Origin of the sequence: Pedobacter sp. KBW01, assembly GCF_003852395.1 — a bacterium.
In the GTDB taxonomy this organism is placed as follows: domain Bacteria; phylum Bacteroidota; class Bacteroidia; order Sphingobacteriales; family Sphingobacteriaceae; genus Pedobacter.
The window spans coordinates 1-25,604 of the sequence record NZ_QAJQ01000023.1; the positions used below are offsets into that span (position 1 = coordinate 1).

General features: G+C 45.3%; 15 protein-coding genes. 10 read left to right on the plus strand and 5 right to left on the minus strand.

The annotated features are described in order from the left end of the window. Positions 1–62: 62 nt before the first annotated feature. Positions 63–1,400, minus strand: coding sequence for a TlpA family protein disulfide reductase (locus DBR40_RS21090; protein WP_124561715.1), 1,338 nt, complete (start codon positions 1,398–1,400; stop codon positions 63–65). A 951-nt stretch (positions 1,401–2,351) separates the two neighbouring features. Between DBR40_RS21090 and DBR40_RS21095 the strand changes: the two genes are divergently transcribed. Together DBR40_RS21095 and DBR40_RS21100 are read left to right on the plus strand one after the other, a co-directional pair. Further along, entirely contained in the window at positions 2,352–2,906 is a 555-nt protein-coding gene (locus DBR40_RS21095; protein WP_124561716.1) for a hypothetical protein, read from the plus strand. 244 nt (positions 2,907–3,150) lie between these two features. Further along, the gene (locus DBR40_RS21100) at positions 3,151–3,597 is read left to right on the plus strand and encodes an HNH endonuclease (protein WP_199748401.1); all 447 of its coding nucleotides are present in this window, start codon (positions 3,151–3,153) and stop codon (positions 3,595–3,597) included. Between the two features lie 942 nt (positions 3,598–4,539). Here DBR40_RS21100 and DBR40_RS21105 read toward each other — a convergent pair. Beyond that, positions 4,540–5,400, minus strand: a complete 861-nt coding sequence (locus tag DBR40_RS21105) for a restriction endonuclease (RefSeq protein ID WP_124561717.1) — start codon at positions 5,398–5,400, stop codon at positions 4,540–4,542. A 376-nt stretch (positions 5,401–5,776) separates the two neighbouring features. On the opposite strand from DBR40_RS21105, the gene DBR40_RS21110 reads away from it, so the two are divergent. Further along, positions 5,777–7,051, plus strand: coding sequence for an AAA family ATPase (locus DBR40_RS21110; protein WP_158674097.1), 1,275 nt, complete (start codon positions 5,777–5,779; stop codon positions 7,049–7,051). Then, positions 7,048–7,692 carry a hypothetical protein gene (locus tag DBR40_RS21115; protein WP_124561719.1) on the plus strand — a complete coding sequence of 215 codons (645 nt, stop codon included), beginning with the start codon at positions 7,048–7,050 and terminating at the stop codon, positions 7,690–7,692. Before DBR40_RS21110 ends, DBR40_RS21115 begins: the two co-directional genes overlap by 4 nt. A gap of 212 nt (positions 7,693–7,904) precedes the next feature. Here the strand turns inward: DBR40_RS21115 and DBR40_RS21120 are convergent, their stop codons facing one another. Then, entirely contained in the window at positions 7,905–9,296 is a 1,392-nt protein-coding gene (locus DBR40_RS21120) for a putative sensor domain DACNV-containing protein (protein WP_124561720.1), read from the minus strand. A gap of 375 nt (positions 9,297–9,671) precedes the next feature. On the opposite strand from DBR40_RS21120, the gene DBR40_RS21125 reads away from it, so the two are divergent. The 6 genes from DBR40_RS21125 to DBR40_RS21150 all read left to right on the plus strand — a co-directional run bounded on the left by DBR40_RS21125 (position 9,672) and on the right by DBR40_RS21150 (position 18,748). After that, entirely contained in the window at positions 9,672–9,953 is a 282-nt protein-coding gene (locus DBR40_RS21125; protein ID WP_124561721.1) for a hypothetical protein, read from the plus strand. Positions 9,954–10,131: 178 nt separating this feature from the next. After that, entirely contained in the window at positions 10,132–10,935 is an 804-nt protein-coding gene (locus DBR40_RS21130; RefSeq protein WP_124561722.1) for a caspase family protein, read from the plus strand. 5 nt (positions 10,936–10,940) lie between these two features. Further along, complete coding sequence (locus tag DBR40_RS21135) at positions 10,941–12,428, plus strand: hypothetical protein (protein ID WP_124561723.1); 1,488 nt, start codon at positions 10,941–10,943, stop codon at positions 12,426–12,428. Between the two features lie 285 nt (positions 12,429–12,713). Continuing rightward, positions 12,714–16,313, plus strand: coding sequence for an NACHT domain-containing protein (locus tag DBR40_RS21140; RefSeq protein ID WP_124561724.1), 3,600 nt, complete (start codon positions 12,714–12,716; stop codon positions 16,311–16,313). A 202-nt stretch (positions 16,314–16,515) separates the two neighbouring features. Next, a complete protein-coding gene (locus DBR40_RS21145; RefSeq protein ID WP_199748402.1) occupies positions 16,516–17,688 on the plus strand; it encodes a DNA cytosine methyltransferase in 1,173 nt (390 codons plus the stop codon). Continuing rightward, entirely contained in the window at positions 17,666–18,748 is a 1,083-nt protein-coding gene (locus tag DBR40_RS21150; RefSeq protein WP_199748403.1) for a hypothetical protein, read from the plus strand. The genes DBR40_RS21145 and DBR40_RS21150 overlap by 23 nt, the downstream gene beginning before the upstream one ends. Here DBR40_RS21150 and DBR40_RS21155 read toward each other — a convergent pair. Both DBR40_RS21155 and DBR40_RS21160 read right to left on the minus strand, forming a co-directional pair. Continuing rightward, positions 18,721–19,803, minus strand: a complete 1,083-nt coding sequence (locus DBR40_RS21155) for a PD-(D/E)XK nuclease family protein (protein WP_124561725.1) — start codon at positions 19,801–19,803, stop codon at positions 18,721–18,723. The genes DBR40_RS21150 and DBR40_RS21155 overlap by 28 nt on opposite strands. Beyond that, positions 19,803–25,604 carry a DEAD/DEAH box helicase gene (locus tag DBR40_RS21160; RefSeq protein WP_124561726.1) on the minus strand — a complete coding sequence of 1,934 codons (5,802 nt, stop codon included), beginning with the start codon at positions 25,602–25,604 and terminating at the stop codon, positions 19,803–19,805. Before DBR40_RS21160 ends, DBR40_RS21155 begins: the two co-directional genes overlap by 1 nt.

The following is a 25,604-nucleotide window of genomic DNA, read 5'->3' on the forward strand; positions in this document are numbered from 1 at the left end:
ACTATTGCCGAAATCCCCATCAGGGACGATATTTGATATTTTAAATTCATAATCGCATCTTTTTAGTTTTTGCTGTTAATTCTATTGCGGATGACAAACCACTGCACTTCCCGCTCCGCTTCCTTCAACTCCAAACCCAAAGAGGATAACACCGCTTCCAAGGCAGATCTGTCAAGTGGTCCATAACTGCCGACTCCTGTTGTCTCGCCACCTGTCTCATCAACCAGGGGCATGGAAACCCCGACCTGCCCGTTTTGCGTACGTACAAAGGTTACCAGGCTCCCCTTAGCATCAGAGCGTGGAATAGGCAATTTGCCTTTAAAGGGCTTCGCGACTTTATCTTTGGTTATCACTAGACACCTAGTTACCTTTTTTTCTAAAGCGCCACTATAACCCGAATATCTGTTCAGGTCATCAAGCATAATGGAATAGAGCTCGGCAGACCTTTCAGTAGGCATCCAGAGTTCATAAGTAGCGCAATATTTGCGGCAGGTTTCCTCCCCGAGAGATAAAGAAAGTTTTAAAACAACGGAATCAGGTGATTCTATTACGCAGCGGATGATATCGGGGTATAGCTGCTTTGCTGCATAGCTATATAGATTAAATAACGGGCTATTGGCATGCCTGATCCCCCGAATGATTTTTCCAGAATAATAAGGGTGTGGCCCAGGTCCGGTGCCTGCAATATGTCCCCAGTAAAAAGAGGAACTGAAGGATAACTGGTCAAGTGGTCTCAGGTCAGATGAAAAGATGGGACGAGATAAGTCCTGATGAACATTTGGCGCAGGGTTAAACCGCTTATCTCCAGAATACGCAGCGCGGATATTCTCCGCTTTAAGCTCAAATTTAGTAGTGGTGGTAATGAGCTTGCCCCCAGGCGATATCCAGACGAAATGCGGATTGCCATGATGAGGAAAATAAGATGAAAGGTTATTTTTTCCAATTAGTGTGGTTAGCTTATCAGCCCAGGAAGCGGAAGTCTTGCGATTAAGCAGAGCAAGAGCCCCTTCCTCTTTTTCATCAGAGACAGGAATTAAAGCAAGACTGTCTGGAAACTGTTGCTCCAGCGCATGCCCCGTAGGAAAAGAAGCGATACAGGTCGAGCACCAGCTAGCCCAAAAATCCAGGATGATCAGCTTTCCCCGGTGTTTGGAGAGCGAAACTTGCTCAAACTTACCTGAAGGAAGGCGCAATTTCAGCGGTTCATTCCACAGTGCTTCCGGGATAGCCTGGCCAATGGTAATCTCTTTTGGAGGCACCTGCCCATAGGAAGGCCATTGAAAGAGTACAATAAACAGTAGGCTAAAGCATAAAACGGTATTTTTCAATCCTACAGAGGATAAAAAGTTTGGGCATGGGAATTCCCTTACGGAAAATTCCGTTATTTTTTTGAAAGACATAAAACTCAAGGTTAGTTAGGCCATCGCTGATTGAATACAATAGCGAGAGCCAAGTGGTTAGTTGACAGAGATAAATAAAAAGGGCAGGAACATCATTAAAGAACCTATTTCTACTGGCCATAAAGGCCATTCCTGCCCTTTCACATCATCAGGTGGGATTTTTGGGCTTTAATGCATAAAGCCGATCAAATGAACTATAGTTATTCTGGCTCATGTCTGCAAATTGTTTTAATATATTGGTAAGAAAAAGCGATAAAAAACCAGCCCTTCCACATCTAAATATGTAAATGCGGGATACTGTATTTGTTATTAGGAAAAAGATACCTACCTTGGGATTGCGAAAAACCATAGTAATGTGCCTTGCCTAATTAGCAATTAAGGGCTGGTACCAGGTTAAATTAACCCACAGGACTTTGTGTGCTCTCATCACACTAGCCTCTGCTCTTTTGGGCTATATTTTTTACTTGGAAATTCTAGTCTACATTACGACGGAGAACAAATAACGTTCTTTAATAAGAGTTTAATGGAATAATTGAATACCACTTCCTTGAAGTGAAACAATTTGATGGCGCTTAATTTTTTCGTTTTCATAAACGGTTAATTTTATGTAAAACGATGCGAACTCAACAAAAGCAGAGCGAAACCAAATTGGTTAAAGACCAATAGGGCGAACTCCAATGCTTTTGCCAGTGGTACCGTCAAGAACCTCTTAAGCCTGAGCTTAAACTTCACAAAAGACTAACATGAGGCTCGCCCTATTGAATACAAGTATGCAAAGATACAAAATTCAATAGAAAGCGAACTCACGATCGGCTCATGTGAAAGTTTGACGGTTTTCTGGCATGAGAGACATCGTTAAAACCGGGTTGCCCCAACTCTATTTGTCGCTATAATAACTGATAAACAAATATAACAAAAATAATATAAAAGCAAAAATAATTTATACTATTTATGATTAAAATAGACCTTTCAAAAGAATATTCAAAAATTCTAAAGAAATATTTGAAGACATTCAAATTAGAGTCTATCGACATTGCGTATCTAGTGCAAACAAAAAAGGATGTTATTGATGGCGTTCTAAAAAATGAAAAAGGTATCGTACTTTATACTTTAGAACAAATCGCACAGATTTTTGGTCTTAGGTATTTTGAATTTGGGAATCCTAATTATCCAATCCCTTCCTTTGACTCACTTCCAGCAAAAACAAAGCAACGAATTGCATATCGTAAAAAAGTAGGCCCACCTAAAGAAGTGACTTACAAACAAAGCGATATAAACGACCAAATAAAAGAGATTTTAGCACGTCACAAAATCGGTGATCAATTTTTAGCCGAGGAGATTGCAAAACAGATTCTAGAAAAATTTGGAAATAGCTATTCGGTCACTGAAATTGTCAACCGCTTTAAAAAGAGTTTTAAGTCAAATATCGAAAAAACAGAAAAGAAAGATACATCAAGAGAGACCCGAGGCCCTAAGCCTTTGTTTTATAGACTGGTAAAAAAATAAAGCTCAAGTGAAAAACCCTAAATGGCACAGAGATGAACTGATTTTGGCCTTAGACTTATATTTTAGGCTAAAGCCTGGGCAAATACACGCAAAAAACCCAGATATTATTGAACTCTAATATATCTTAAATAAATTACCAATTCATAATGAAAAACCAGATGCGGTCAGATTTAGAAATGCAAATGGTGTTGGATTAAAACTAAGCAATTTCTTAGCGATAGACCCCAATTATTCAGGTAAGGGGATGGCAGCTTATTCAAAGCTTGACAAAGAAATTTTTGATGAGTTTGGCGAGCAAAAACAAATATTAAAAGAAATTGCGTCAAATGTAAAGAAAGTAATAAATAATCCTGACTTTATTAAACTAAATATTATATCAGCTGAGGAAGCACATTACTCTGCTAAAGAAGGTAAGATACTTTATCAGCTTCACCGGTACAAGGAGCGCAACGCCACCCTCGTTAACAAAAAGAAAAAACAATATTTTAAACGGCACGGAAATTTAGCATGTGAATTATGTCAGTTCGATTTTTACGCAGTATATGGGGAGGTTGGAAAAGGTTTTGCAGAGTGCCATCACAAAGTACCACTATATTCACTGAACACGGAAACCACCACGCACTTAGATGATTTAATGATAATTTGTTCTAATTGTCATCGAATGGTACATCGGGGATGGTCTTTAGATTAACGATAGTATTTTGCATACCTATTTATTTCAAATCAAATGGCGCATAGGAACTATAATATTTTGATCGAGATACCTTTTTAGCCATTTGCAAATTCTTTTAATTAAAAAGCGTATTCGGAAATGTTTATGGATAATGCTGCCCATAGAAATTAACTTATAATTTTCCCCTAATTTAAGTTCTAGAATTTTACCCACCCTACAAAACGCCATACTCAGTAATATCTGATTTACATAATTTGGGAGCTCCTTTAAAATATAATAATCCCAGAATCTTCGATATATACAAAGCAGTCCCGATCAGGAAGAATGTGATCTATTTTCCTATTGCGCTCCAGGTTCTACTCAATTTTCAACATTGCTTTTGATCTTTATGCGTTTGGATTCCCAGTTGTACCCACACCAGAATACTCACTGGTGATCGATTCCACACACGATTCCAGGAAGAAAAATGTGGTATTCTGAGCTTTAAGGCCTACCTATGAACCATGTTCCGATACAAGAACTATACGTAATTGCTTAACAATTAAATAGTTATCGAAGTAACCAAAAACGATACAAAAAGAAAATACAATCATAAATAGCTTATCTTCAACTACTTACGTGTATTTAATCAAAATATTACGAACTAAAATCAAAACACCTTAAAAATCAACAATTTAAACTATACAATATAGACAAATCCTGATTTCAAGGTCTTTTTTGATCTCCGCCTTGATCTACTCAAATTTATAAAAAAACTGTCTAATTCCGAAACTGAATTGCTAATTAACTTTGGAAATTTAATATAGCTGGAAAAATAAACGTTCCAATGTTATAAAACAAGGTTCAGCTTCCTGTACTCTGTTATTTTTATCTTGGCGGTATAACTGTATTCGAAATTTTATAAATGAATTACCAGCACGACAGTCAGAGAATAAGAAAATCCACCAAATTGCTTACTGATCATTTCCCAAGCCCCATATAACGGTTCACCCATTTGACAATATCAATATTATCCTTAAAATCAAGCAAATAAGGCATATCATCATCGCGGAGCTTAGATGCGTCCCTGGTAAAATAAGAAGTGGTAAATATCAGCCCTTTATTTGCTCCTTCCCTATTGACCACATGACTAAATGACCGGATAATGTCTATCCCAATCGGTTTATGGGCGGCATAGCGCTTACATTCAACCAAAAAACGCAGAGGAATTCCCTCAAGATTTTGAAGGGCAAGAATATCATAACCACCGTCCCTGGTTCGCTTGGTCAGCTCAACCTCAAAATTTTTAGCCCTTAACAGTTCCGCAATCATCCTTTCGAATTCGTAAGAACCGATTTTATAGAGCATTTTATTGTCTTGATAAACAGTTTCAATTATCGCCTTAACCTTATCGGCTTCGGTAAGATAACTGAAGGGCTGCGAACCTGCATCATTCTCAAGTTCATATTCCTTAAGCTCAGTTTTAAAATTAGGCTGTGACCGCCCATACATATCAGTATGGGCCATTTGGAGATTATCCAGAAACTTACCGTTGATCAAAGTGTATCCTCCGATCAGTATTTTTCTGAGGGTCAAATCATCCTGGTGTAAAGGGAGATCCTGCCAATATGAAAAAGAATCACTATTATTTTTGCTTCTATCACCTTTGGACCGGCCATGACGGAAAACCGTGACGGCAGGTAGGATTTGTGTTTCACCATTGCTTTTATTATCCTTTAAGATTTCCGATACAACAAGCCAGCCAGCATCTATCAATGTGGTTATATCCCGTTTGGCTCCCTGGGAAATGCGAGGGTCATTAATATAGTTATTGCTAGTCATACCGCGGTTTATATAGCATAATTATCTGATTGTTTTAATGTCCTCCCTAACAGCCAATATAGCAATTTATTGATTTTTATATTTTATGGATTTAAATTTCTTAATGCAAACAGTTACCGACCATGATTTCATCCAGGTTTGCATTGATTTGTCTTTAAAGGAGTGCATTACCTAACCGGATAAAACACGATAACAATGTGTGGCGCCACCTAAATGTTTCAATAATTGCAACCATTGAAACATTGCTATCTCCAGTAGTTTTTACCTGCAATCTAGAATACCCTAATACCGACTTTGCAGAAACGCATTAGGTTTATTACATTTGAGACTAAAAATACGGTCGCTACGCTTAATGCCAAAGCTACTGCAATACCTCATGGAAAAACTTCAATTGAACAACTTCAGGTGTTTTACCGAGCTGGAAATATCTTTCAGGAAAAACGTAAACCTATTTATCGGAGATAACTCCAGCGGTAAATCGACCCTGATCGCCGCGTTGACCAAAGTACTCAATTCGTTTTTCATCGGTTTCAGTGATGAGAATACCGTATTTACCGGCCTATCCAAAAACGACTTTTCGATCAGGGAAAATAACAATGGACTTACCAATGAAAGACCCATCGTTGTCAACTTCAGTTTTCAGGGCGTCAATGCAACGCTTGAACTGCGCTCAAAAAAAAGCAGGACCCTGCAGACACCGCTGATTCCGATTTATGGTATCGGTCAGGCGATGTACCAAAATATGTTCAACGAAGATGAAAAGCAGGTCCTGTCCTTACCGGTTTTCGGCAGTTTTTCTACCAAGGACATCCATACCACCAGAAAAACTTCACCAAAAAAATTCAGGGCATATGCACAGAAGCCATCTTTTGGCTACTACGAATGTCTTCAGGGAGACGGATTTTTGTCTTACTGGACCAAACGGCTACTTGTACTCAGGGAGGGAAACCGTGGCCAAACCGAAATAATCGGTGTGGTCCGTGCGCTTGTAGATGCACTGGGGCCGGAAGGCTGCAACATCCTGGTGGACATATCCATACGGCCAAACCAGGGAGAAGTTTATTTTATCTTCACAGACGGACGCGAAATCAATACCGATGGCCTATCAGACGGATACCGCCGCCTGGTCAACATCATCATGGATATCGCCTTCCGCTGTATGCTCCTCAATCAGGGCATCCATGGGGAAAGAGCCTGTAAACTCACACGCGGCACAGTGCTGATCGACGAAATCGATCTGCATCTGCACCCTTCCCTGCAGGCGCTGGTAATCAAAGGCTTTCAGAATGCCTTCCCTTTGGTACAGCTCATTGCAACCACACACGCCCCATTGATCATGTCCGGCATACCCGATGATGCCAACAATATCATCCATAAACTGAGTTTCGATCAGCAAGAACGCAATTACAGCGTCAAAGAAATGGATCTTTACGGGATGGATGCCTCCACTATTATGGAAATCGCCCAAAGAACCATCCCAAGGGACAAAACGGTCGATAAAAACCTCAAAGCCCTCTTCGAACTCATTGAAGATGAACATTACGATAAAGCCAAAGAGCAGCTCCATAAAATGCAGGAAGAATTCGGCGACAATCTACCCGACCTTGCCCGGGCTAATTCCATGTTGGACTTTCTTACTGACAACGAATGATTACCATAATAAAAGGAAAAGAACCGGAAAAATGGACGGAATATGTCGATACGCCGGGTGTTAACGAATATAGTCCAATTCCTGAACTTCGTGCAGCCCTGTTAAAGGACCAGGGCAATATTTGTGCATACTGCATGCGCTATATACCCGTTACAAAAAAAGATCCGGGAGAAAACGAAACCTCTAAAATAGAACACATCAGAAGCAGGGAGCACAATAAGGATCTTTCACTCAAATACGAAAACATGGTTATCTGTTGTCCCGGTTATATCAACAGCTCTGCCCATTGTGACAAATCAAAAAAAAGCACGGAAATTAGCTTCTCCCCTTTAGATCCTGGTGTACAAAGAAGTATCAGTTATGGTATGTACGACGGCAAAATAAAATCCAGCAACGGGTTCTGGGATGATGATATCAACAAAATAATCTGCTTAAACAACCCTCTACTAAAGCAAAACCGTGGGCAAACACTGGAGGGTGTCAGAAATGCACTTTCCAAGACCAAATTTAGGGCCCAGGACCTGAAACAAAAACTTGATGAATGGTCGCAACCTGACAAGGAAGGAAAGCTCAGGCCTTATTGCGGAATAGTAATTTGGTACCTTGAAAAAAAACTAAAAAGCCTGGCTGCACAAAAATAAGAACCGGACAAAGCAAAGAATAAAAAAGATGCACCGATCTCAATTTACCGTCCCCGGTTCTTCCACGCTTGTATTGGTGAAATTGATTAAAACAGGAGTCCACTAAAAAAATGTTCGGTAAATTAACACAATGTACTCTCTGCCATCAGTTTTTTTCTCTTTCGGAATGAAATCTATCGTACACTTTTAGCAAACTCGCCAACCTTCACATTTTATAGAATAATTTTTGACCGCAAGTACTTCTGGATTTTCACGTTGTCCCAGACCACCAATTTATCATCAAACTGGCTCATCACCCGAAGTTCTCCATCCTGGGATATCACAATCCCTATTGAGCCTGGATGTCTGGAACAATAAGTCATCATCGACCTGTGCCTGGTACCAAAATTTTTAGGACGCTTAGGGTCAGTTGTAGAAAATTTGGATCCCCTGGCCTGATGGATAAACTCTGGGGGATCGATCTTATCTATAACAGCCCCAAAGCCAAAGGTTGAAAGATTATCCTTCATCACGATCAGACCGTCTACACAACTCTGCGACGCTATAAAACGGATAGCCCCTTTAAGTTCGTTATTCACCTGCTGTTTCTTGGTTTCAAGACTCCGTAATTCATCAAACAATTCCCTTTCAATGTAGTCCCTCGACATACTGATCTGTTTTTCAACCTGTCTAAGGCTTATACTTGTGCGAATAAACCGCAATATTGCTCCCCTTAACCTAATATATTGCATCGGATAGTTAATTACCAGCCCATCCGTCTTGGAAGTAATCAGCAATGCGCCCCCATGATTGTATTTCCTGATCTGTATCAGTATCCGGGATAGGCTATCCCGCCAGACATCATGGATAAAATCCATATAATCCTCTATTTCAAGGCCCGGGTATCGTTTGGCTATGAACGAACCGATTATATTCACAAATGTCCCGGATTTTTCCTCTATCAGTTCGGAAATCTGGCCATATTTCCACACATCATTAAACTGTCTCGCCAGGCTATCCTGACGGAGGACACCGATCATTTTGTAGCCATCGGTTGCAGCAATAATGCCTATCCCCTGAATAGAGGCCTGGAAAAGACCGGCATGTTTCGGTTGCGTTTCACTTTCATGGTTTACAAACCTCTGGCTGTGCAATGCCTGGTCAATCAGTCCATAAATCAGTAACTCGCCTTTCTCGTTGAAATAAACTGCTATTGAGCTGCTCCAGGGATCCGCTGCCTTGGAAAGTTTCACCAAAGTCTTCTCATTGAATTCCAATGGTTCCTCAAATGAGGTATAGCTCCAATGATCCTGAGAATCATCTTCATCCCCGATCAAATCTTCCGTTTCAGGATCAAAAAAAGTAACGGAAACCTGTATTAATTGCCCTTCCTCTGTCCGCATACTGGCATAGTACAGGGTTTTAAAAAAATGTTCGAGCCGTGTAGCCATCCTGCGGTCCCTTATAACTTTCTTGTCTTTGAGATACTTATACACCCTCTCCGCAAGAATTTCAGGAGGATTTGTTTTTGGGACTGAACCGGTTTTTGGAATTGAGAAGGTCGGCATTTTAATGGGTATTAGTCTTTTTATCTGCTTTAGAAGAGCAATATACATCAAAAGCATACTATATTTATCGGTTAAACGGAAATTCCGCGACCGCGAATCCATTTTATTCTTCTGCCCTGTCAGATAACACCCGGCAGATGGAAAAACATGCATAATATTGACTGTTTTCCTGATATGCTTTAAAACTGTCCATCATAATCGAAATCCGGCCGAGCGTACCTCAGGACGCGAGGCCTCAGGGCCGTCCTAAGGACGGCCGCTGGAGAATTTTATAGCAAGGCTATCATTTACCGATTACCTTGCTATATCAATCCTACCTTTTCCTTTATCCTATATCTTGATTGCCGTTGTCTTAAAATCTGCAAGGTTTAAAAAGAAGCCCCTATAATAGAGCATGCCCGTGCGGAACATAGACCACAAAAGCAAATACCCATGAAAAACAACAAGAACAAAACCAAAACGGTGGTCATTATCCTGATCCTGTTCATAACCCTCAGCAACACCTCACCTGTCCAGTTTTTTACGCTCGGCAATTACCATTACAGGAATGCTGACAACAGCTTTACTTATACTGAATTCCCCGGAAAAGGCCTGGACTTTGAGACAGGAATAACACGAGGGGAACGTTTTAAACGCGAGCATCCGGATAGTGCAAACAAAACACTTTACCGGACTTTCCGTTTAAACCCGCTGAAATTCTGGGAATGGTGGTAGTTCATCGCCCACCGCGAACGTTACGCTTTACCCTATATCAGCCACAAAAGAAAAGGATGAAAAATACTTATTAATGGGTATATACTCCCATTAAGAATAAACTTATTTTTAACAAGGTGAAGTACCTGGCATACAGGCATATTCCCTACAACCCAAACCAAACATCTAAAGCTCAAATATGAAAGGAATTTCACTGCACATTGGCATTAACCAGGTGAAATATGGTACATTTCCCGGCAGCTTCCCACGGCTCAACGGCGCGGAAGAAGATGCGGCTAGTATGTATCAACTTGCCCTCGATAATGGCTTCCAAGCGAATGAGCCAATACTGGGAAACGACGCCACCCGTGATGCGGTAACCAAGGCAATATCCAAAATAGCCAATGAGCTACCCGAAGGCGGCCTATTCCTGCTGACTTATTCCGGCCATGGCGGCCAGATTAAAAACCCAAACAACGACCCTAAAGAACCTTACTTCCAGACCTGGTGCCTGTATGATGGAAACCTGGTTGACAAAACGCTCTACGGCCTGTGGGCAAAGTTCAAAAAGGATACCCGGATACTGGTAGTGTCGGATAGTTGCTATAGCGGCAGTGTTGTACAGCTGATGCAACAATATTGCAGACAATTCTATCTCGCCAGGAAACTTCAGGAACACTTCAGGACGGAAGCAAACCCCGTTAACGAAAGCTCTGCAACAGATACACTTGCCACAGTGATTGCCTGTGTCATCCTTTTTGCCGGCTGCCAGGATGACCAAAAGTCAAAAGACTCCGATCCCGCTACCGGTTCACCCAACAGCAGGTTTACAACTGCTTTATTAGGGGTATGGAACCACGGTAAATTTGTCGGCAACCACAAACAGTTTTTAACGGCCATACAGGGAAGTTTTAGTGGCGATAGCCTCCAGATCCCGAATTATTTTGTGACCGGGACAGAAAACGAAAAATTCTTCAACCAGAAACCATTCACTATCAATTAATAAACATGAAATCTATCTTAGCCTTCTTGATATTCTTAACCCTTGGCCTTAGCGGGCTTCAGGCCCAGACCCAATCCCCATCCTCCAAGATTAAGCAAAAATATTTCTTTATCTTCCTGGATGGCGACAAAGTCCGGTACTTCCTCAACAAGGAGGAGGAAGGCGAGCCCATCAAAAACACCCTGTTCCCGCTTTCGGGAACATATAGCAACATCTTCATGAAATGGTTAAACCCGTTGAAGTATACTATTGATTTTAAAGATACCGTGGGCGTAGATCCCAGGGACCAAGTAATAAAGGATTATATTGCCGCTTTGCAACAGCAGCATGGCGCTGCCGCAGCAACGGTTGCTACAAAATCAGGATCATCCGGTGACGGTTATGGCAAAACGGGAGGAAATAACCTTAAAGGTGAACCCATTGTCACCCCTGTTGAAATCATATCGTTCCGCAATCAGCGCCTTGTGCAACTCTACACCAGCCTGAGAATAAACCAGGATAAATTCTCGGAATCAGAGCGTAAGGAAATTAACCGTTTCGGTGGGATTTTAGAAGAACTTGATGCCATCAGCGCAAAGGTAAACATGGCTGCAAGGCTGGATAACATATTTACCAGCTTGTACGGGATCCAAGACCCGAAGGAAGTTCAACCCGCAACAAACGCATTCAGGATTGAATTAAATAACGCGACCTCCACCTATGATGAGAACGAAAAACTTCAGTTTCTGGTTAAAAGGGAAATGAAAGCTTTAACAATAGCGGCTACCGAGGAAAAAACCAGGATTACAGAGACAGTTGATGAGTTCTTACTGCAGGTCAACTCCACGCTAACTTCCAACAGAACCCTCCAGGCCAAGGTCCCGCCGATACTAGAACTTATGGATAATTCGGTAAAAACCCCCTCGAAAGAGCAGCCCGGATATTACCAGGTAAAAGCGGTCTCATTCGATGAAGGACAAACCCTCAAGAAGACCCTCACCATAACCGGCAGGGAATATAAGGCAGATACGAAATCTTTCGCCGACACCAAGGAACTTGCTAAAACAAACTTCCGGTTCGAACGCTACGATCCGTTTGGCATCTCGGTCAGCACAGGTATCTTTTATGGCAGCACGACACTAAAAGGATTCGGTGTGTCCAATACAAACAATGAATTCACAGTTACCCAGGACGATATCGAAAAAGGGAACTTCGTCACAGCCGCATTTCTGAACTTTACCTTCAATGCCGGTTCGAGGTATCTGCTCCCTTTCTTCCAACTGGGGATTGATCCCACCAAAAAACGTCCCTTTCTCATGGCAGGTGGAGGGTTCAGGATTCCTTCATCTAAATTTGCGCTATCTGCCGGGCCACTTTGGACATGGGATCAGAAGCTTAATAAGCTGACAGTCGGGCAAAAGGTTACCTCTACTTCAGATCTCGAAAAAGACATTAAATATGAATTCGATCCAAGCCCTAAAGGATGGTACCTGGGTTTCCAATACAATTTCTAAGGGCTGATTTTACTTAATGCGACAAAAAGCAAACACTTTCTATACGCTGCCCCTGCATGGTTTGCCATAGCGGGTACAAATGGTTCCGTTCCGGTATTTTATTTCCCCGAACCTGGCTATGGAACCGGATTTATCCGGCCATAATCCTGGCATATACCTGAACTGATAACCATTTGTACCCTGGGGGGCAGAAGTTAAAGAATTTAACCCAGCCCAAACCTGCAGGCACCAAAATGGTCTCTTTGGGTTTTAATACCATAGATAATTTGATGATATTTATGGCCAATGGGAAAACTATACGAAGACTTCAAAAACCGCTCTTTTACCAATGAGGCAGAAGTCAGCCAAAACTTTATCATACCACTGTTATGCCATTTCCTGGGCTATTCCATTAATGAGATCATACCCGAAAAGCACTTCCCGGCAAAGGACCTGCATTCAGGCGTTAACTTTGCGCAGGGCGGATCTAAAGGGCTCAAACACCGTCCGGATTATGTAGTATGCATAGACGGGGACTACGGTCAGGTAAAATTTATCATAGACAGCAAAGGACCCGGGGAAAAACTGGACGCCCATCTGGGCCAGCTCCGCTCCTATGCCAACAGCGTCGGCCGCAATTTCCTGATGATTACCAATGGCGGGGAATTGCAGGTTTATGATGTGAATACACTGATCTTTCACAGTAAGGGGATAAAAGACCTTCAGTGTAAACTGGTTGAACTCATCAAGTTGCTTGGCAAAAAAAACCAGCAGGCCAAATCGCCCATTGAAATCCTGCAGGCACTAGACCTGGATAAGTCGGTATCCCGTAGCGAACAGGAAAAGATAGACCAGGTGATTGAGCAACGCAGGATCCAGCTTTCTGATTTCAACGCTTATCTTTTAGCTATTACTGCTGCATTTAATGAATGGCACCTACCTACCTCCACATTCCGCGCAATCAATAACCTGGACATCAAAAAAATTGATCCCAATGAACTTTTATCTTTCAGATCCGCCTCACCAACCAGCGGCCGGCTGACTGAGGATAAGGTCCTGAAATTCCCGCAAATCGACCGTGCACCCGGCATTCGTTCCCGCATCCTGACCGGTGAGACCGGGACAGGAAAAACTTCACTGCTGAAATACCTCACCTTGCAGGCAGCAGAACGGGCGTTGCAATTAACAGATACCAAAATCCCGGTATACATCGCACTTAAGGAAATCGGCCACGGCTATAACCTTGAACACCTGATCTCGGCTTTTCTCCAGCGGCATGGTTACCAGCCCCAAAACGGCCTAAATTTATATAAAACCAACCGGTTTATTTTTCTCTTTGATGCCTTCGACGAGGTTGCTGAAATCTTTCAGAAAGAGGTATGCCGGGCTATCGCCAACCTCGCAGCCGATCATGATTGCTACATCACCACCCGGCCCAATGCAATCCCCCGGATCCAGGCAAGTGCACTTTACACGATATTGCCCCTTACCGATACCCAGGTGGAAAAACTTTCCAGGGCATATATGGGATCCAGGTATTACGATTTCCAGAGACAGATAGAAAATAATGGCCTGATCGCAGAATCACGCAATACGCTCCTGCTGCTATTTTTAATATCGCTGTACACCCAACACGGCCAAATGCCCGATACGGTTGCCAGGATCACCAGGGCAATCGTTGAGCGGGTCGGTGACTGGCAGGATAGCCGGGATGGAAAGAATGCTAAACTGGCCTGGGACATACTCTCCCGATGCCTTGCAGAAATCGCCTATAAAATCTGCGAAACCGACCAGGCTTCGATGACAATATCCAGGGCAGAGATCCTGTTGAGGGATATTATCATCGAACAGGAAACCTTGCGTAAAATCCCGCAGGGTACCACCATCCGGTATGTACTGGACGCACTGGAAGAGACAGGCCTGTTGATTGCAAACAATGACCATCTTTACTTCTGGCACCGCCTGTTCCTGAACCATTTTGCCGCACTTTCACTGAAAGAAAAGTACCTGGAGGATCATGGTATCATTGAACGGCTTTCAACAGAGGAACGCTGGGAAATAGTCATCATATCCATGTGCTCGATCCTTACTGACATTACCCAGGTAATAAGGGGACTAAAAAAGAGGCTCTGGCTTGCCTGTTATTGCCTGTTAGAAAACCCTGCCTGTGCCGAAACCGAAAAAGACTTAATTATCAGCACCCTCACAGTTAAACTCTCCTCTCCGGTACCTGATGTGAGGAGCAGGGCCATGAACTATCTGGAAGGTATCGACAACTCCCGCACGCGCAGCATATTACTGGATATATTTGACCAGCACCACCACGATGACGTCATAATGATGGCACTCCCTGCTATCGGCAAAACGGGATCCCCGGAAGCAAGGAAGATCATCAATCAGCGGCTCGACTGGAACGAAAGTGATTTCCTGCTTTGGAGAAGCTCCCAGTCGTATGTCGTGCAGGCGCTTTCTTTTTATGGCGAAGAAGGTCATCTGCAGATCGTCAAAAACTGGAGAAAATACGGCAGTGCGCCATTGCAGGTAACCTGTAAGAAAATCTTCCTGCGTCTGTTTATCACCCAGAAGCCCGGTGATGCCTTATTGGATGCCCTCCAACAATTGTACCTGGACGAACTTGCCGCTCCGGACCAGTACAGGGAAAAAGTATCTGCAATTGCAGAGGTGCTATCCCTTAACCCCGATACCCGCTTTGCAGAAAAAGTGCTGGAAATTGCCGCGCAGGGTAAAATACCCTTTCCCAAGCTGGAGAGTTTGGTTACCATGATGAAAAGTTGTGATTCGGTGACCCTGGCAGAGAAAATCAGTTTGCTTATCTTTAAAAAAGGTATTGACCATTACCTGGGTGAAAAGCTGGCAGATGCACTCATGGACAGCGCTGCCCCGTTACCGAAAGCATTCTATAAGAAACTTACCAGACACACCAATATCAATATCGCCTCGACTGCACTGGAGAGCCTGGACCGTTTCCCCTTCAATGAAGTAAAATCCGAGATCAACAGGCACCTGTACGGCAAGCAGGCCCAGCTTCAGAGCCGGGCACTGCAACTTTTAGTCAGGAACGGCAAGTTTATCGACCTGGTTCGCCAGGAACAGTTCCCCAGCCCTTTTTATACCCCGACGGCCCATACACTACTTGAAGCAGTCAGGCGCTTCCACCTCACTGAGGCCTTGCCGCTACTTTATTATATCCAGGAAGCACTGTCAAAAAACAAGCGTTACCAATGGGACGCAACACTTGCCTTTGAACTGGCAGGTACTTTTTATTACATGGGTGAGGCACACAGACACCAGGAAATTGTCAGCTGGTACTTCAACGGCACAGACTTTCTGCTTGAGGGGGAGCATACCCATAACAATCTGATGAAAAAAGTCAGGTTTCTGGATCCAGGCCTGGCGCAGGGTATTGCGGACTGTTATTTCAAAAAATACCTGGGTGGTACCAAAAGCGACCGCTATGAATTCCAGGTATTCCTTGAAACAGCAGAGGACATCGGGGGAAGCTGGATGAGGGAAAAAGTAAGGGAGATTGCAACCGGCCTGTTCGCTGAAATGGATATCCCCGGCTCGCACGCAAAACACCAGCTGGAGAGACCCTTCCGTACCCTGGTGAAAATAGGAAAGCCGGAAGATGAAGACTGGGTCCTTGGCATAATGGATAAACTAAGCTATGATGCGGGTTTCGAATATCCCCAACTGCGCAGGGCAATTGAATATCTCGCCCATTACGGAACCACCAAGGCCCTGCCTACACTCCTGGAAACCGGCAGCAAGCTAAGGTCTTCACCGTCCGTGCTCAATATCTGCCAATCTGCGTATAACAGCATTTGCAGCCGGGAGAAAGTAGCCATTGATGACAGGGACGGTTTCGCCGGGCAGCTACAATAGTATAGTACCTGAAAACACAGTGCCATCTATTTTGCAGGCCAATTGGGCAGCACAACCGGCAACAATGTATGGATGCATACCCATCCTGCATGTTCCTTTTGCAACAGGCACGATAATTTATTTCAGCCTATAAATCAACGAGGATACCGGTAATTCTGCAATTTGGGAGCAATTGTAATTACCAGTTTGTATATTTGGGTTTATGATGAAGAAAACAGGCATATTTTCCTTTTTCGCTGGAGCGGGATTCTTGGATTTGGGTTTTGAAAAAACGGGCGAGTTTGACACGCTATTTGTCAACGAATACCATAAGCCATTTATGGATATATATAAAGGTGCAAGGAAAGAAATGGGTTCCAAAGCACCGAAATACGGCTATGAAGTGAAGGATGTAGTCCAGTATACCCAACCTGAGGAACTTGAAAAACTCACCAATAACCTTCAGGATGCAAAGGGGGAATATGAAATTACCGGATTCATCGGCGGGCCGCCCTGTCCGGACTTTTCGGTCGGTGGCAAGAATAAGGGCAAGCATGGTGAAAACGGCAAGCTTTCAGGAACATACATTGACCTGATTACGAAAACCAAACCCGATTTCTTCCTCTTCGAAAATGTAAAAGGGCTCTACCGTACCCTCAAGCACCGGGAGTTTTTTGAAATGCTCAAAGAGAAACTGAAAAGCAACGGGTATTACCTGACTGAAAACCTGATCAACGCCATTGAATACGGCGCACCGCAGGACAGGCAAAGGATAATCCTGATAGGTTTCCACAAAAACTTCCTGTCCAGGTATGTTAAGCCCGCCAAGTTCCAGAAAACCATTGATGGATTTAACTGGTCTGCGCACACGGTTTTTGACCAAAAAGAAATCTTTAAGAACCCCTGGCCGCTACAGGATATATATGTTGAGGGAGCCGACAGGGAAATGCCCGCAGATATTACCAAGGAGCTGACCGTTCAGCACTGGTTTGACAAAAATGAGGTAGAGAAACATCCCAATGCTTCAAACTACTTCCAGCCCCGTGCCGGACTTGCTAAATTCATGGCCATTGCGGAAGGAGATGATAAGAAAAAATCCTATAAACGGCTTCACCGCTGGAGATACTCTCCTACCGTAGCCTATGGCAACAATGAGGTGCACCTCCACCCTTTCCTGCCCAGGCGCTTGTCGGTAGCGGAAAGCCTGGCCCTGCAATCCTTGCCAAAAGACTTTATCATACCCGGCGAAATTTCACTTTCGGATATGTTTAAGACCATCGGGAACGGTGTTCCCTTCCTTGCGGCAAAAGGCCTCGCCAGTACAATCGCAGATTTTATCAAAAACCTTGAATCAACAGTTAACGCTCCGAAATATGAAGAAACTCACAGCGGCTAATATAGTCGCTTTCATCAACCAGCTTGATAAATCAGCTACCTACAATTATATTGAACAAAGGAACACAGGTCTTATTGAAATCGTGGGCGTTGAACTTCCTGAAGGCCCTATCCGGATACGCAGATGGAATCCTGCTAAAAATGAAAGTCCGCTGGGTAAAAAGATTGAACCTATCTCGGCTGAACTGATATGGCGGATCGCAAACGCCATGGTTCCAAACCAGCCGATTAATTTTGACAGGGTACTTGCAGGCAGCTACAATACCAGGAGTGTACTGGAAGCCCTGTTGGCCTATACCCCGCAGTTCTATTTTTCTTATCCAGGCAGGATTGAAACCAAGGGCGGGAAACCACAGATCAAAAAAGGACACAAACATTTATTATGGACACCGGATGATCCGCACCGTGGTGGCATCCTACAGGAAAAAAAAACCGACGTGGTCATCTCCGAGATACCAGCACAGGAAATTACCTATGATGCACTGGTCCTTCCCTCGGAGTACCATGTTGAACCGATTGACATCGATATCCAGCGCAGGCATGCCCAGATCCAGATTGCGCTGTATTTTGTAGGCAAGCAATTAAACTTCAGGACCTGGATCGCACAGAATGACAAGGGAATTGTTTACCAGAACAAAAAAATCGGTGAACTGGAAGGTGTCATTGCGCGGCTACAGGACGAAAAACTGCTTACAGCCTACCAGGATGCCGCCCAGGCAGCTTTGCTCATTGACTGTATCTGGTTTAAGAACGGAAAATTAATGCCTGCGGTCATGGAAGTTGAGCATTCGACCGGGGTAACCAGCGGCCTTACAAGGATGAAAAAATTCAAGGATCTTTTCATAGGCCTTGAGGGCATCAGGTATGTCATTGTTGCTGACGATTCCGACCGTGCAAAAGTGGTAAAGGAGGCCAACCACCCGCAATTCAGGGAACTCAACATCCGTTTTTTCCCGTATTCAGCCGTGGAAGAACTTTATTCACTTTGCCAGCGCAGAAAAATCCAGGGTGTAACCGAAGCCTTCCTGGATTGTTATATGGAGCGGGTGCTCGTCGACTGACCATCCGCTGAAACAAAAACCCTTGAATAAGCGCTGAAAACCAAAAATCCGGGTTGTTTCTCCAATGGATACAGATTGGTCAGGTATACTGCGGCGCCGGGTTCCAATAGCACAATATCTTCCCGGTCTGTGATATTCCTGCAAAAAACCCTGCAGCCATCTTCCAGGATGAGTATAAAATTGCCAAATGCCGGCAAAACCACCTCTTTGATTATACCCCGGAAATCCCTGAAATGGTAGCCGGTGTCCTGCACTGCAAATTCACAGCCCGGCTTATAAACACAGTGCCTGCAATTATCCGCGCCCGGTATTGCAAGCTCCTGACCCGGCAGGCTGCTGACATCTTCCTTCAACTTCAGCACCCTGCCTTTCCATTCATTGAGCTCTTCCAGCCGGAAAGAAGACGAAACCTCCTCCCCGTCCACGCCCACAATGCTCAGGGTCTGCGGGAAAACCTGATATTCCGAATAGACCAAAAGTGCATAACTCAGCAACTGTTGGCGGTATTCCAGCCTGAGCAGGTCATAGCCCAGCTCATCAGACCCGCCCAATGGCCTTTCAAACAGGGCACCACTCTTGTAGTCTTTGACTTCTACCGGAACACCGCCTTTAAAAACAACAAGGTCCGGGCGGCCTTTTATCCCCGTATCCCTATCCAGCAGCGTTTTCTCAATCCGCACGGGCTTCGCACCTCCCGTTCCAAAGCGGCTTACCAACGGTTTGACAGCTTGTTTTGCGGTAAAGTACCTGATCTTTCCATAGTTTTTGACCTTACCCATCAGTCCTGAGGGCAACTGTTTTTCTTCGTACCCGTTCCAATAACGTTCAAAGTCTTCCTGGCTGTTGATCTTGCCAAAATTGGATTGCTCCAGGACCTGATGGACCACGTTGCCCAGCATTGCGGGAAAGTTTTTGCCCCCTGCGCCATAATAACCTGCATTGGCCGGATTTTCATATCGCGCGCGCAGTGGGCAGGCCAATATCCATCCCAGTCTTGAGGGAGAGAAATGGTCCGGTACTTCCTGCTTCAATTTTTCGGTTTTTATTATCTCCATTACCAGCTTTTACATTTTGCAGGCCTCCTGAGCCCGTTGAAGGTATCAATAGTAACCAATGGCCTGGTAAGCTTACCGCCACGGAGCTCTTTTTCCAGCCCGGCCATTTCCTCGGCTAACCAGCTATGCTGGATACTCTCTGTATCCCATAAGGGGTGGACAATGATGACAGGCCTCCGGCTGGCCGTAAATCCCCAGATCCTTCCCGATGGACTGGAAATTGGAGCACCACTTCCAAACGCTTCTGCCAGGCCCATTGCGACATTCCCTGCAATCCCAGACCAGTTATCCAGTTCCGGATAACCAAAATCCCCATCCATACCCACAGCATAGGTATTGTCGGTCAGGCACCTGAGCCAGGACATCCCCAGCCTCCAATCCAGCAGCGCGTGGTAATTCATGTTACGGTAAACCTTTAGGCACTTGTAGCAGCTGCTATTGCATTCCCGGTGCCCATCACTTCTGATCCCTTCAAAAAAGCTGTTGTTCTCTACCGGAAACTGCCCAAAGATACGGCCATAAATAATTTCTTCCCTTTCATTGTAACCATGGCGGACAAAACCTGATCCATTCGGCAATTCATCAACCAGGGTAATCACCGGAACCCCCTGCCTGTTTTTACCGACCTCTGCAATTTCAATTTCCGTAGGATCAACATCCATCGACACCGCTATTGCCCTTTGCATCATGAAAGCCGCTGAATATACAGCAGACTTCACTCCTGTGGGCCGTAAAGAATCAACGCTGAACATGTCATAATACACCCCGGGCGCCATTGTTTCGGTACTTATCCTGACCACTTCGGTTATTTTGTTCGCAGCAAGGGCCGTTTTGATCGAAATGTTTTCTTCTATCACCGAAAGACCATTGCCAACATGCGGATTGCTCAGCACCCATTGCTCTTTAAGCTGGTAAGGATAGCTTGTTTTCCCCTTACTAACGGTCTTTTCTATCGTTATTTTCTTAAATTCAAAATATCCGTTGCCATTATTATTAACCCGCCAGACCGTATCGGAATCCGCAATCTGAACCTTGGCGCTTCCCAAATCCTCAGGTTCATTATAATCTTTGGGTTCAGCGTAAACCGCAGGCCTTGAAAATACCATATCAGCCCCATCAGAGGAATCCTTGCCATAAGAAAAGTCCGTCCGGTACGCCATCGGTATGATGATGGGAAAGCTCTGCGCTTCAGGCCACCCGCAATTGCTGCAAACCACCGATTTGCGTTCCGCGATAAGGCCTGCCCCTGCTATTGCATCCTGGTACTGCCGGGGAACCGTACTGGTCCGGTTGCAGTTGGGACAACGGATCATTTCAGCTGAAAAATTAAATGCCTTATCATCCCGCTTGAACGGTGCGGGATAGCGGACATACCTGTTAAAATTCAGTGCCGGGGTAATACCGATTGAAGTATAAATCCGTTTATCCTTGGTCTTCTCTGAACCCGGGGCGAATTCTGATATGGCCATGGACTGGTCACGGTCGATTTTACGCATCGAATTCTTTTTCATATCGTAACCGTGGTACAGGTTTTTTACCGTGGTGGGCATGCCGAACATCGGCAGTATTCCACCTTCAGCAAGCTTGTCCGCGACTTCCTCCCCCGGGAGATTGTCATCCCCGATCTTCTGGTCAAGCTCAACGAGAAACTGTCCGGGATAATAATCTCCCTGGTTTACTTTTTCCCAGCTTATCCCTGTCCCGAAACTTAGCTCCCTGCAATAACCTTCCAGGTCATTTGCATGATCGGCAAACCATTGGACCAGGTGACCCCGCTGGCGGTCCCAATCACCTGGAAGACCGAATTCGCCGTGCGTGCTCCTGCTTAAACCATCCCTGGACAACTTCAGGTCCCTGAATGCTGAACCGAGCAGGAATTTATTGAACACCCTGCGAAAAATACGGATCTGGTCGATACTCAGTACCGGGGTTGGCGGCGAATCACTGGTGATCTGTTTGGGATGGTTAAAGTAATGCTCATCGTGGCTCCTTCCCCGGCAAAAGGTAAGGATCAAGGCATAGGCCTGTCCCCTCCTTCCGGCACGTCCGACCCGCTGCTGGTAGTTGAACCTCTGTGGTGGCATGTTACCGAGCATCACCGCCTGTAAGGATCCGATATCGACGCCGACCTCCAATGTGGTGGTCACCGACAGTAAATCTATGGACCGTACCACTTCCGGTCCTTCCTCATCCAATACCATATTCCTGAAATGCCGCTGCCGTTCAAACTGGTCATCAGTCTGCCCGGTCATTTCCTCACAGTGAAAGCGTACCGGATCACGCTCATTGACCAGGGCATTGATGGCCAGGTAATTCCGCTTACGGAGCTCACCCACCCTATGGCTGGAAAGGGTTAAGGTCCTGTCACAAAAAGTACAGATGTTACCCGATCTGTGCAGATGCGGCCGGTAACAATTCGTACACTCATAGTAAAACTGGTTTTCATCCACCACAGGATAAAGGGCAAGCGGTTGCAACCGCAATTTGCCTTCCTCGGAAATCAGGCCAATTTCCCTGAAGCGCTGGAAAACCACATCGGGATCTTCCCCATGCTCCCGGATGAGCCGCTTGACCCGGCCATTCCAGCCATCCCCGCCCGTTGCTGCCTGGACATTGAACTCCGCACCTTCATGATAATAATTATCCCCGAGTTTACGGATATACGCAAATATCCGTTCACGTTCGGAAGCGGCTATCCTGGTAATGTAATCCTTATTCAGACCGATGTAGGCCAGGCCGCTGTATTCCAGTCCGAAATACAGTCTTCCAAAAAGCGCCTTTGCCGCGCTGGTCCTTGAATCAGTCCTTACCTCGGCATTTTCAACCTCCTCCCCGGTAAGCTCGACCTGTTTTTCGTTAATGTTAAATATCCGGTACCACTCCTTCTCCGTACGGTTCACCTGCTGGGCTGCCCTTTTGGTACCCCGGGGATTAACCCCCTTTGAACTGATGATCTGCATTATGCTGTCCTGATGGGCAACAGCGAGCTCATCAAACGGTATACTGGGCTCACCCGTCAGAATCTGTTGCCACCCGGACTCAGCTGCCTGCATGGCATCCGCATCAAAGTCATCAAATCTGTCCCTATGGAGTTTGTAGAGTTTATTAATCTGTTCAGCACCGAATTTTTTGACCAGTCCGCTCCGCATCTCCGCAGTCAGCTGGGCACCGGGTGAAAGCCTATCCATTTCCATGGCAATTTCCCTTGCCTTTATTTCCTGTTTCCCGTACAGTACGGAAATCATCGTCTCCCTCACCAAGTCGGTAAAATGCTCTTTTTCTATTGCCGAGGCCATCTTGGCCGCATCCTCCCTGCTATCGGTGAAGAGCACCAATTTCCTGCTTTCCTTATTATCCGGTAACTGCAGGAAGAGTTCCTTGGCCAGGATCTGGGTAGTTTTGCCGAAACCCGACCTGAATGCCCTTAAAGGGCTCCTCCTTGTCCTTTTCAAATTATAATTGATCGCGCAGGACGGGCAGGTACAGGGCAGCGCACTTTCGTCCCTTCCATCGCCGCTCAAACTTCCTGCGAGAACAAAAAGCTTTCCGCGTACAGCGTGCTCACTGGCGCCATCATAGACCCTTAAAATCCCGTTGGTCCTGTTCAGGTTATAATCCTGCCACTCACCTGATAATCCACCCGAGGTGTAGTCGATCCGGTCAGTGGACTGTTGTTCACCAACCGGCCAAAAGATCACATAATCGCGGTATTTGCTCATCTCTAGCCTCGTCTGTGCGCCATGCTCAGGAATCCCTTCGATATCAGGACTTACCGATATCATTTCCAGTGTTTCCGTATTTTCGGCCTCTACATATAACCGGTTCCCGCCAAGGAAAGTGGTCCCGCAGACTTCACAGTAAAAGATATCAAATAAACGGTTCCCTTTCTTATCGGTGATATCGGGTTTACTGAACAATTCGCCGATGGTCCTGCGCAGTTCCACTGGCAAATCAGCCGGATCGGCAAACTCTTCCCTGATCCCGTTGATATCGGCAGTTGCCCAAAGGCCTTCTATATTCCGAATAAAAAAATGGAAACGCAGCCTCGGAAAAGACAGCACCTTAACTTCCGGGTTATAGCTATCCCTGGCATCCTTCAATCCCCTTAAAATAAGCAGGCCACGCATTGCGAGCCTGATATTTTGCGGATCTGCATCCTTTCCGAATATCCTCCCTGCTAAAGTGAGTGTGTTATCAGACGGGCTCCAGATCTCCAAAGACTGGTCACTGCTGAATGCATCCAATAATTTATCCCTCAGCCCCGAGCGTACCAGTTTAATGATCGCACCATCCACCTCTGCTCCATTCCCCCCAGAAAACCTGTCACATGCTTCGCTAAACTCCTGGCTATCAGTACTCTCCTTACCGGAGTCGTAAATCCGTGCAATCGCTGCCAATGCATCCAGGTCATAACCATCAGGGGATTCTTCAATGGCAGTTTTCCTTTGGCTACCGGTGATGATCATCTTTGGATCGAAATCCACCCCAAAAAAATCCTTCAAAAAAACCAGGCTCTTTTCATCCTCCGGATCCAGCGAGGCACTTGAAGCCAAAATGCGCAGCTGTTTACTATCCGGGCTTAGCCCCAGGCGTTTCAACAGCATCCGCACCAGGTAAGCCACCTCCGTGCCCTGCGTTCCGCGGTACAGGTGGAGCTCATCAACCACCAGATGGAAAACATTATTTTCCCTGTCCTGCTCCAGCCAGGCCCTGGTCTTGTCAAATATCCCGGAATCTGCCTCCCTCATCAGCATGATACCCATCATTGAAAAATTGGTAATGAGGATATCGGGAGGACTGGACTGCATATCGAAACGCGAGCGCATCTCAGCGCCATCAAGCTGCTGGAAAAAATACTTTTTATCGCTGTTTTTCCCACCTGGCCCATCCGGGTTTTTATCCAGGTAGGCCATCACCTTTTCAAAGTTTTCACCGATTTCGCAAAGCTCACCTTTTAACCTTTCATATTGCCGCTGCGCTTTCCCCTCCTTGGCCTCCAGATTATCCGGGTCATCCCCATCTATAACCGGTATCAGACCAGGTGTAGGTGTTTTGCCGTTATAACGGCCGAAATAAATCCGGTTTTTCAGCAGGTGGTCACTGCCATCCGCATCCCCGCCGTTAAAAAAAATCCTCGCAGCATCCGAATCCAGGGCTATCCTGAGCCTGGTCATCTGATCCTCAACAAGGGCATTCATCGGATAAAGGATCAAGGCCCTTACCGCTTCCGGCCGCCTTTCATGTCCACGCTGCTGGATATGGGGGGCAAGGGTCCCTTCCCTGAGGTCAAAACAGTCTTTAAAGTCCATGTCCTGCATCCACCAGTCCGTTAATTGCCTGCCAGCCTGCCCGCGGTCAGGGGGATATTGCTGGTTCCAGCGGCTGGCTTCCCTGGCCAGCTGGGCAAAAAGCGGGAGCAGAAAAGACTCGGTTTTCCCCGAACCCGTGCCTGAGGTGATGATGCAGTTATTGCCCTTCACCGACTCGCTGAGCATGGTTAACTGATGCTCGTAAAGCTCGTTGTTTTCCGGAAACAGCCCGGATGTGGCAAGTGCTTTAAAATAAGCCAATGCATCCCCATCGAGTTGGACATCCCTTTCAGTAAGATCCGCTATCCTTTTTTTTGAAGACCTGTATTCCGTCAGCAGTTCCGTCCAGGGCTGCCTGTAAAGCACCCCGTCCCTGTCCAAAAGCATTTCCCGCTCTTTCTCAAAAGAAGGAAAACGCGTGGAGAAAGCGGTTTTGATATAATTTTTATAGTTGGTAACAATTGTCTCAAAGGACTTGAATGGATCAATCAT

Excerpts from the sequence above, each read along its gene's own strand:
- DBR40_RS21135 (WP_124561723.1), top strand. The coding sequence starts at position 10,941 with ATGAAATCTATCTTAGCCTTCTTGATATTCTTAACCCTTGGCCTTAGC.
- DBR40_RS21105 (WP_124561717.1), bottom strand. The coding sequence starts at position 5,400 with ATGACTAGCAATAACTATATTAATGACCCTCGCATTTCCCAGGGAGCC.
- DBR40_RS21125 (WP_124561721.1), top strand. The coding sequence starts at position 9,672 with ATGAAAAACAACAAGAACAAAACCAAAACGGTGGTCATTATCCTGATC.
- DBR40_RS21115 (WP_124561719.1), top strand. The coding sequence starts at position 7,048 with ATGATTACCATAATAAAAGGAAAAGAACCGGAAAAATGGACGGAATAT.
- DBR40_RS21150 (WP_199748403.1), top strand. The coding sequence starts at position 17,666 with ATGAAGAAACTCACAGCGGCTAATATAGTCGCTTTCATCAACCAGCTT.
- DBR40_RS21100 (WP_199748401.1), top strand. The coding sequence starts at position 3,151 with ATGGCAGCTTATTCAAAGCTTGACAAAGAAATTTTTGATGAGTTTGGC.
- DBR40_RS21145 (WP_199748402.1), top strand. The coding sequence starts at position 16,516 with ATGATGAAGAAAACAGGCATATTTTCCTTTTTCGCTGGAGCGGGATTC.
- DBR40_RS21160 (WP_124561726.1), bottom strand. The coding sequence starts at position 25,604 with ATGATTGATCCATTCAAGTCCTTTGAGACAATTGTTACCAACTATAAA.
- DBR40_RS21110 (WP_158674097.1), top strand. The coding sequence starts at position 5,777 with ATGGAAAAACTTCAATTGAACAACTTCAGGTGTTTTACCGAGCTGGAA.
- DBR40_RS21130 (WP_124561722.1), top strand. The coding sequence starts at position 10,132 with ATGAAAGGAATTTCACTGCACATTGGCATTAACCAGGTGAAATATGGT.
- DBR40_RS21155 (WP_124561725.1), bottom strand. The coding sequence starts at position 19,803 with ATGGAGATAATAAAAACCGAAAAATTGAAGCAGGAAGTACCGGACCAT.
- DBR40_RS21140 (WP_124561724.1), top strand. The coding sequence starts at position 12,714 with ATGGGAAAACTATACGAAGACTTCAAAAACCGCTCTTTTACCAATGAG.
- DBR40_RS21095 (WP_124561716.1), top strand. The coding sequence starts at position 2,352 with ATGATTAAAATAGACCTTTCAAAAGAATATTCAAAAATTCTAAAGAAA.
- DBR40_RS21090 (WP_124561715.1), bottom strand. The coding sequence starts at position 1,400 with ATGTCTTTCAAAAAAATAACGGAATTTTCCGTAAGGGAATTCCCATGC.
- DBR40_RS21120 (WP_124561720.1), bottom strand. The coding sequence starts at position 9,296 with ATGCTTTTGATGTATATTGCTCTTCTAAAGCAGATAAAAAGACTAATA.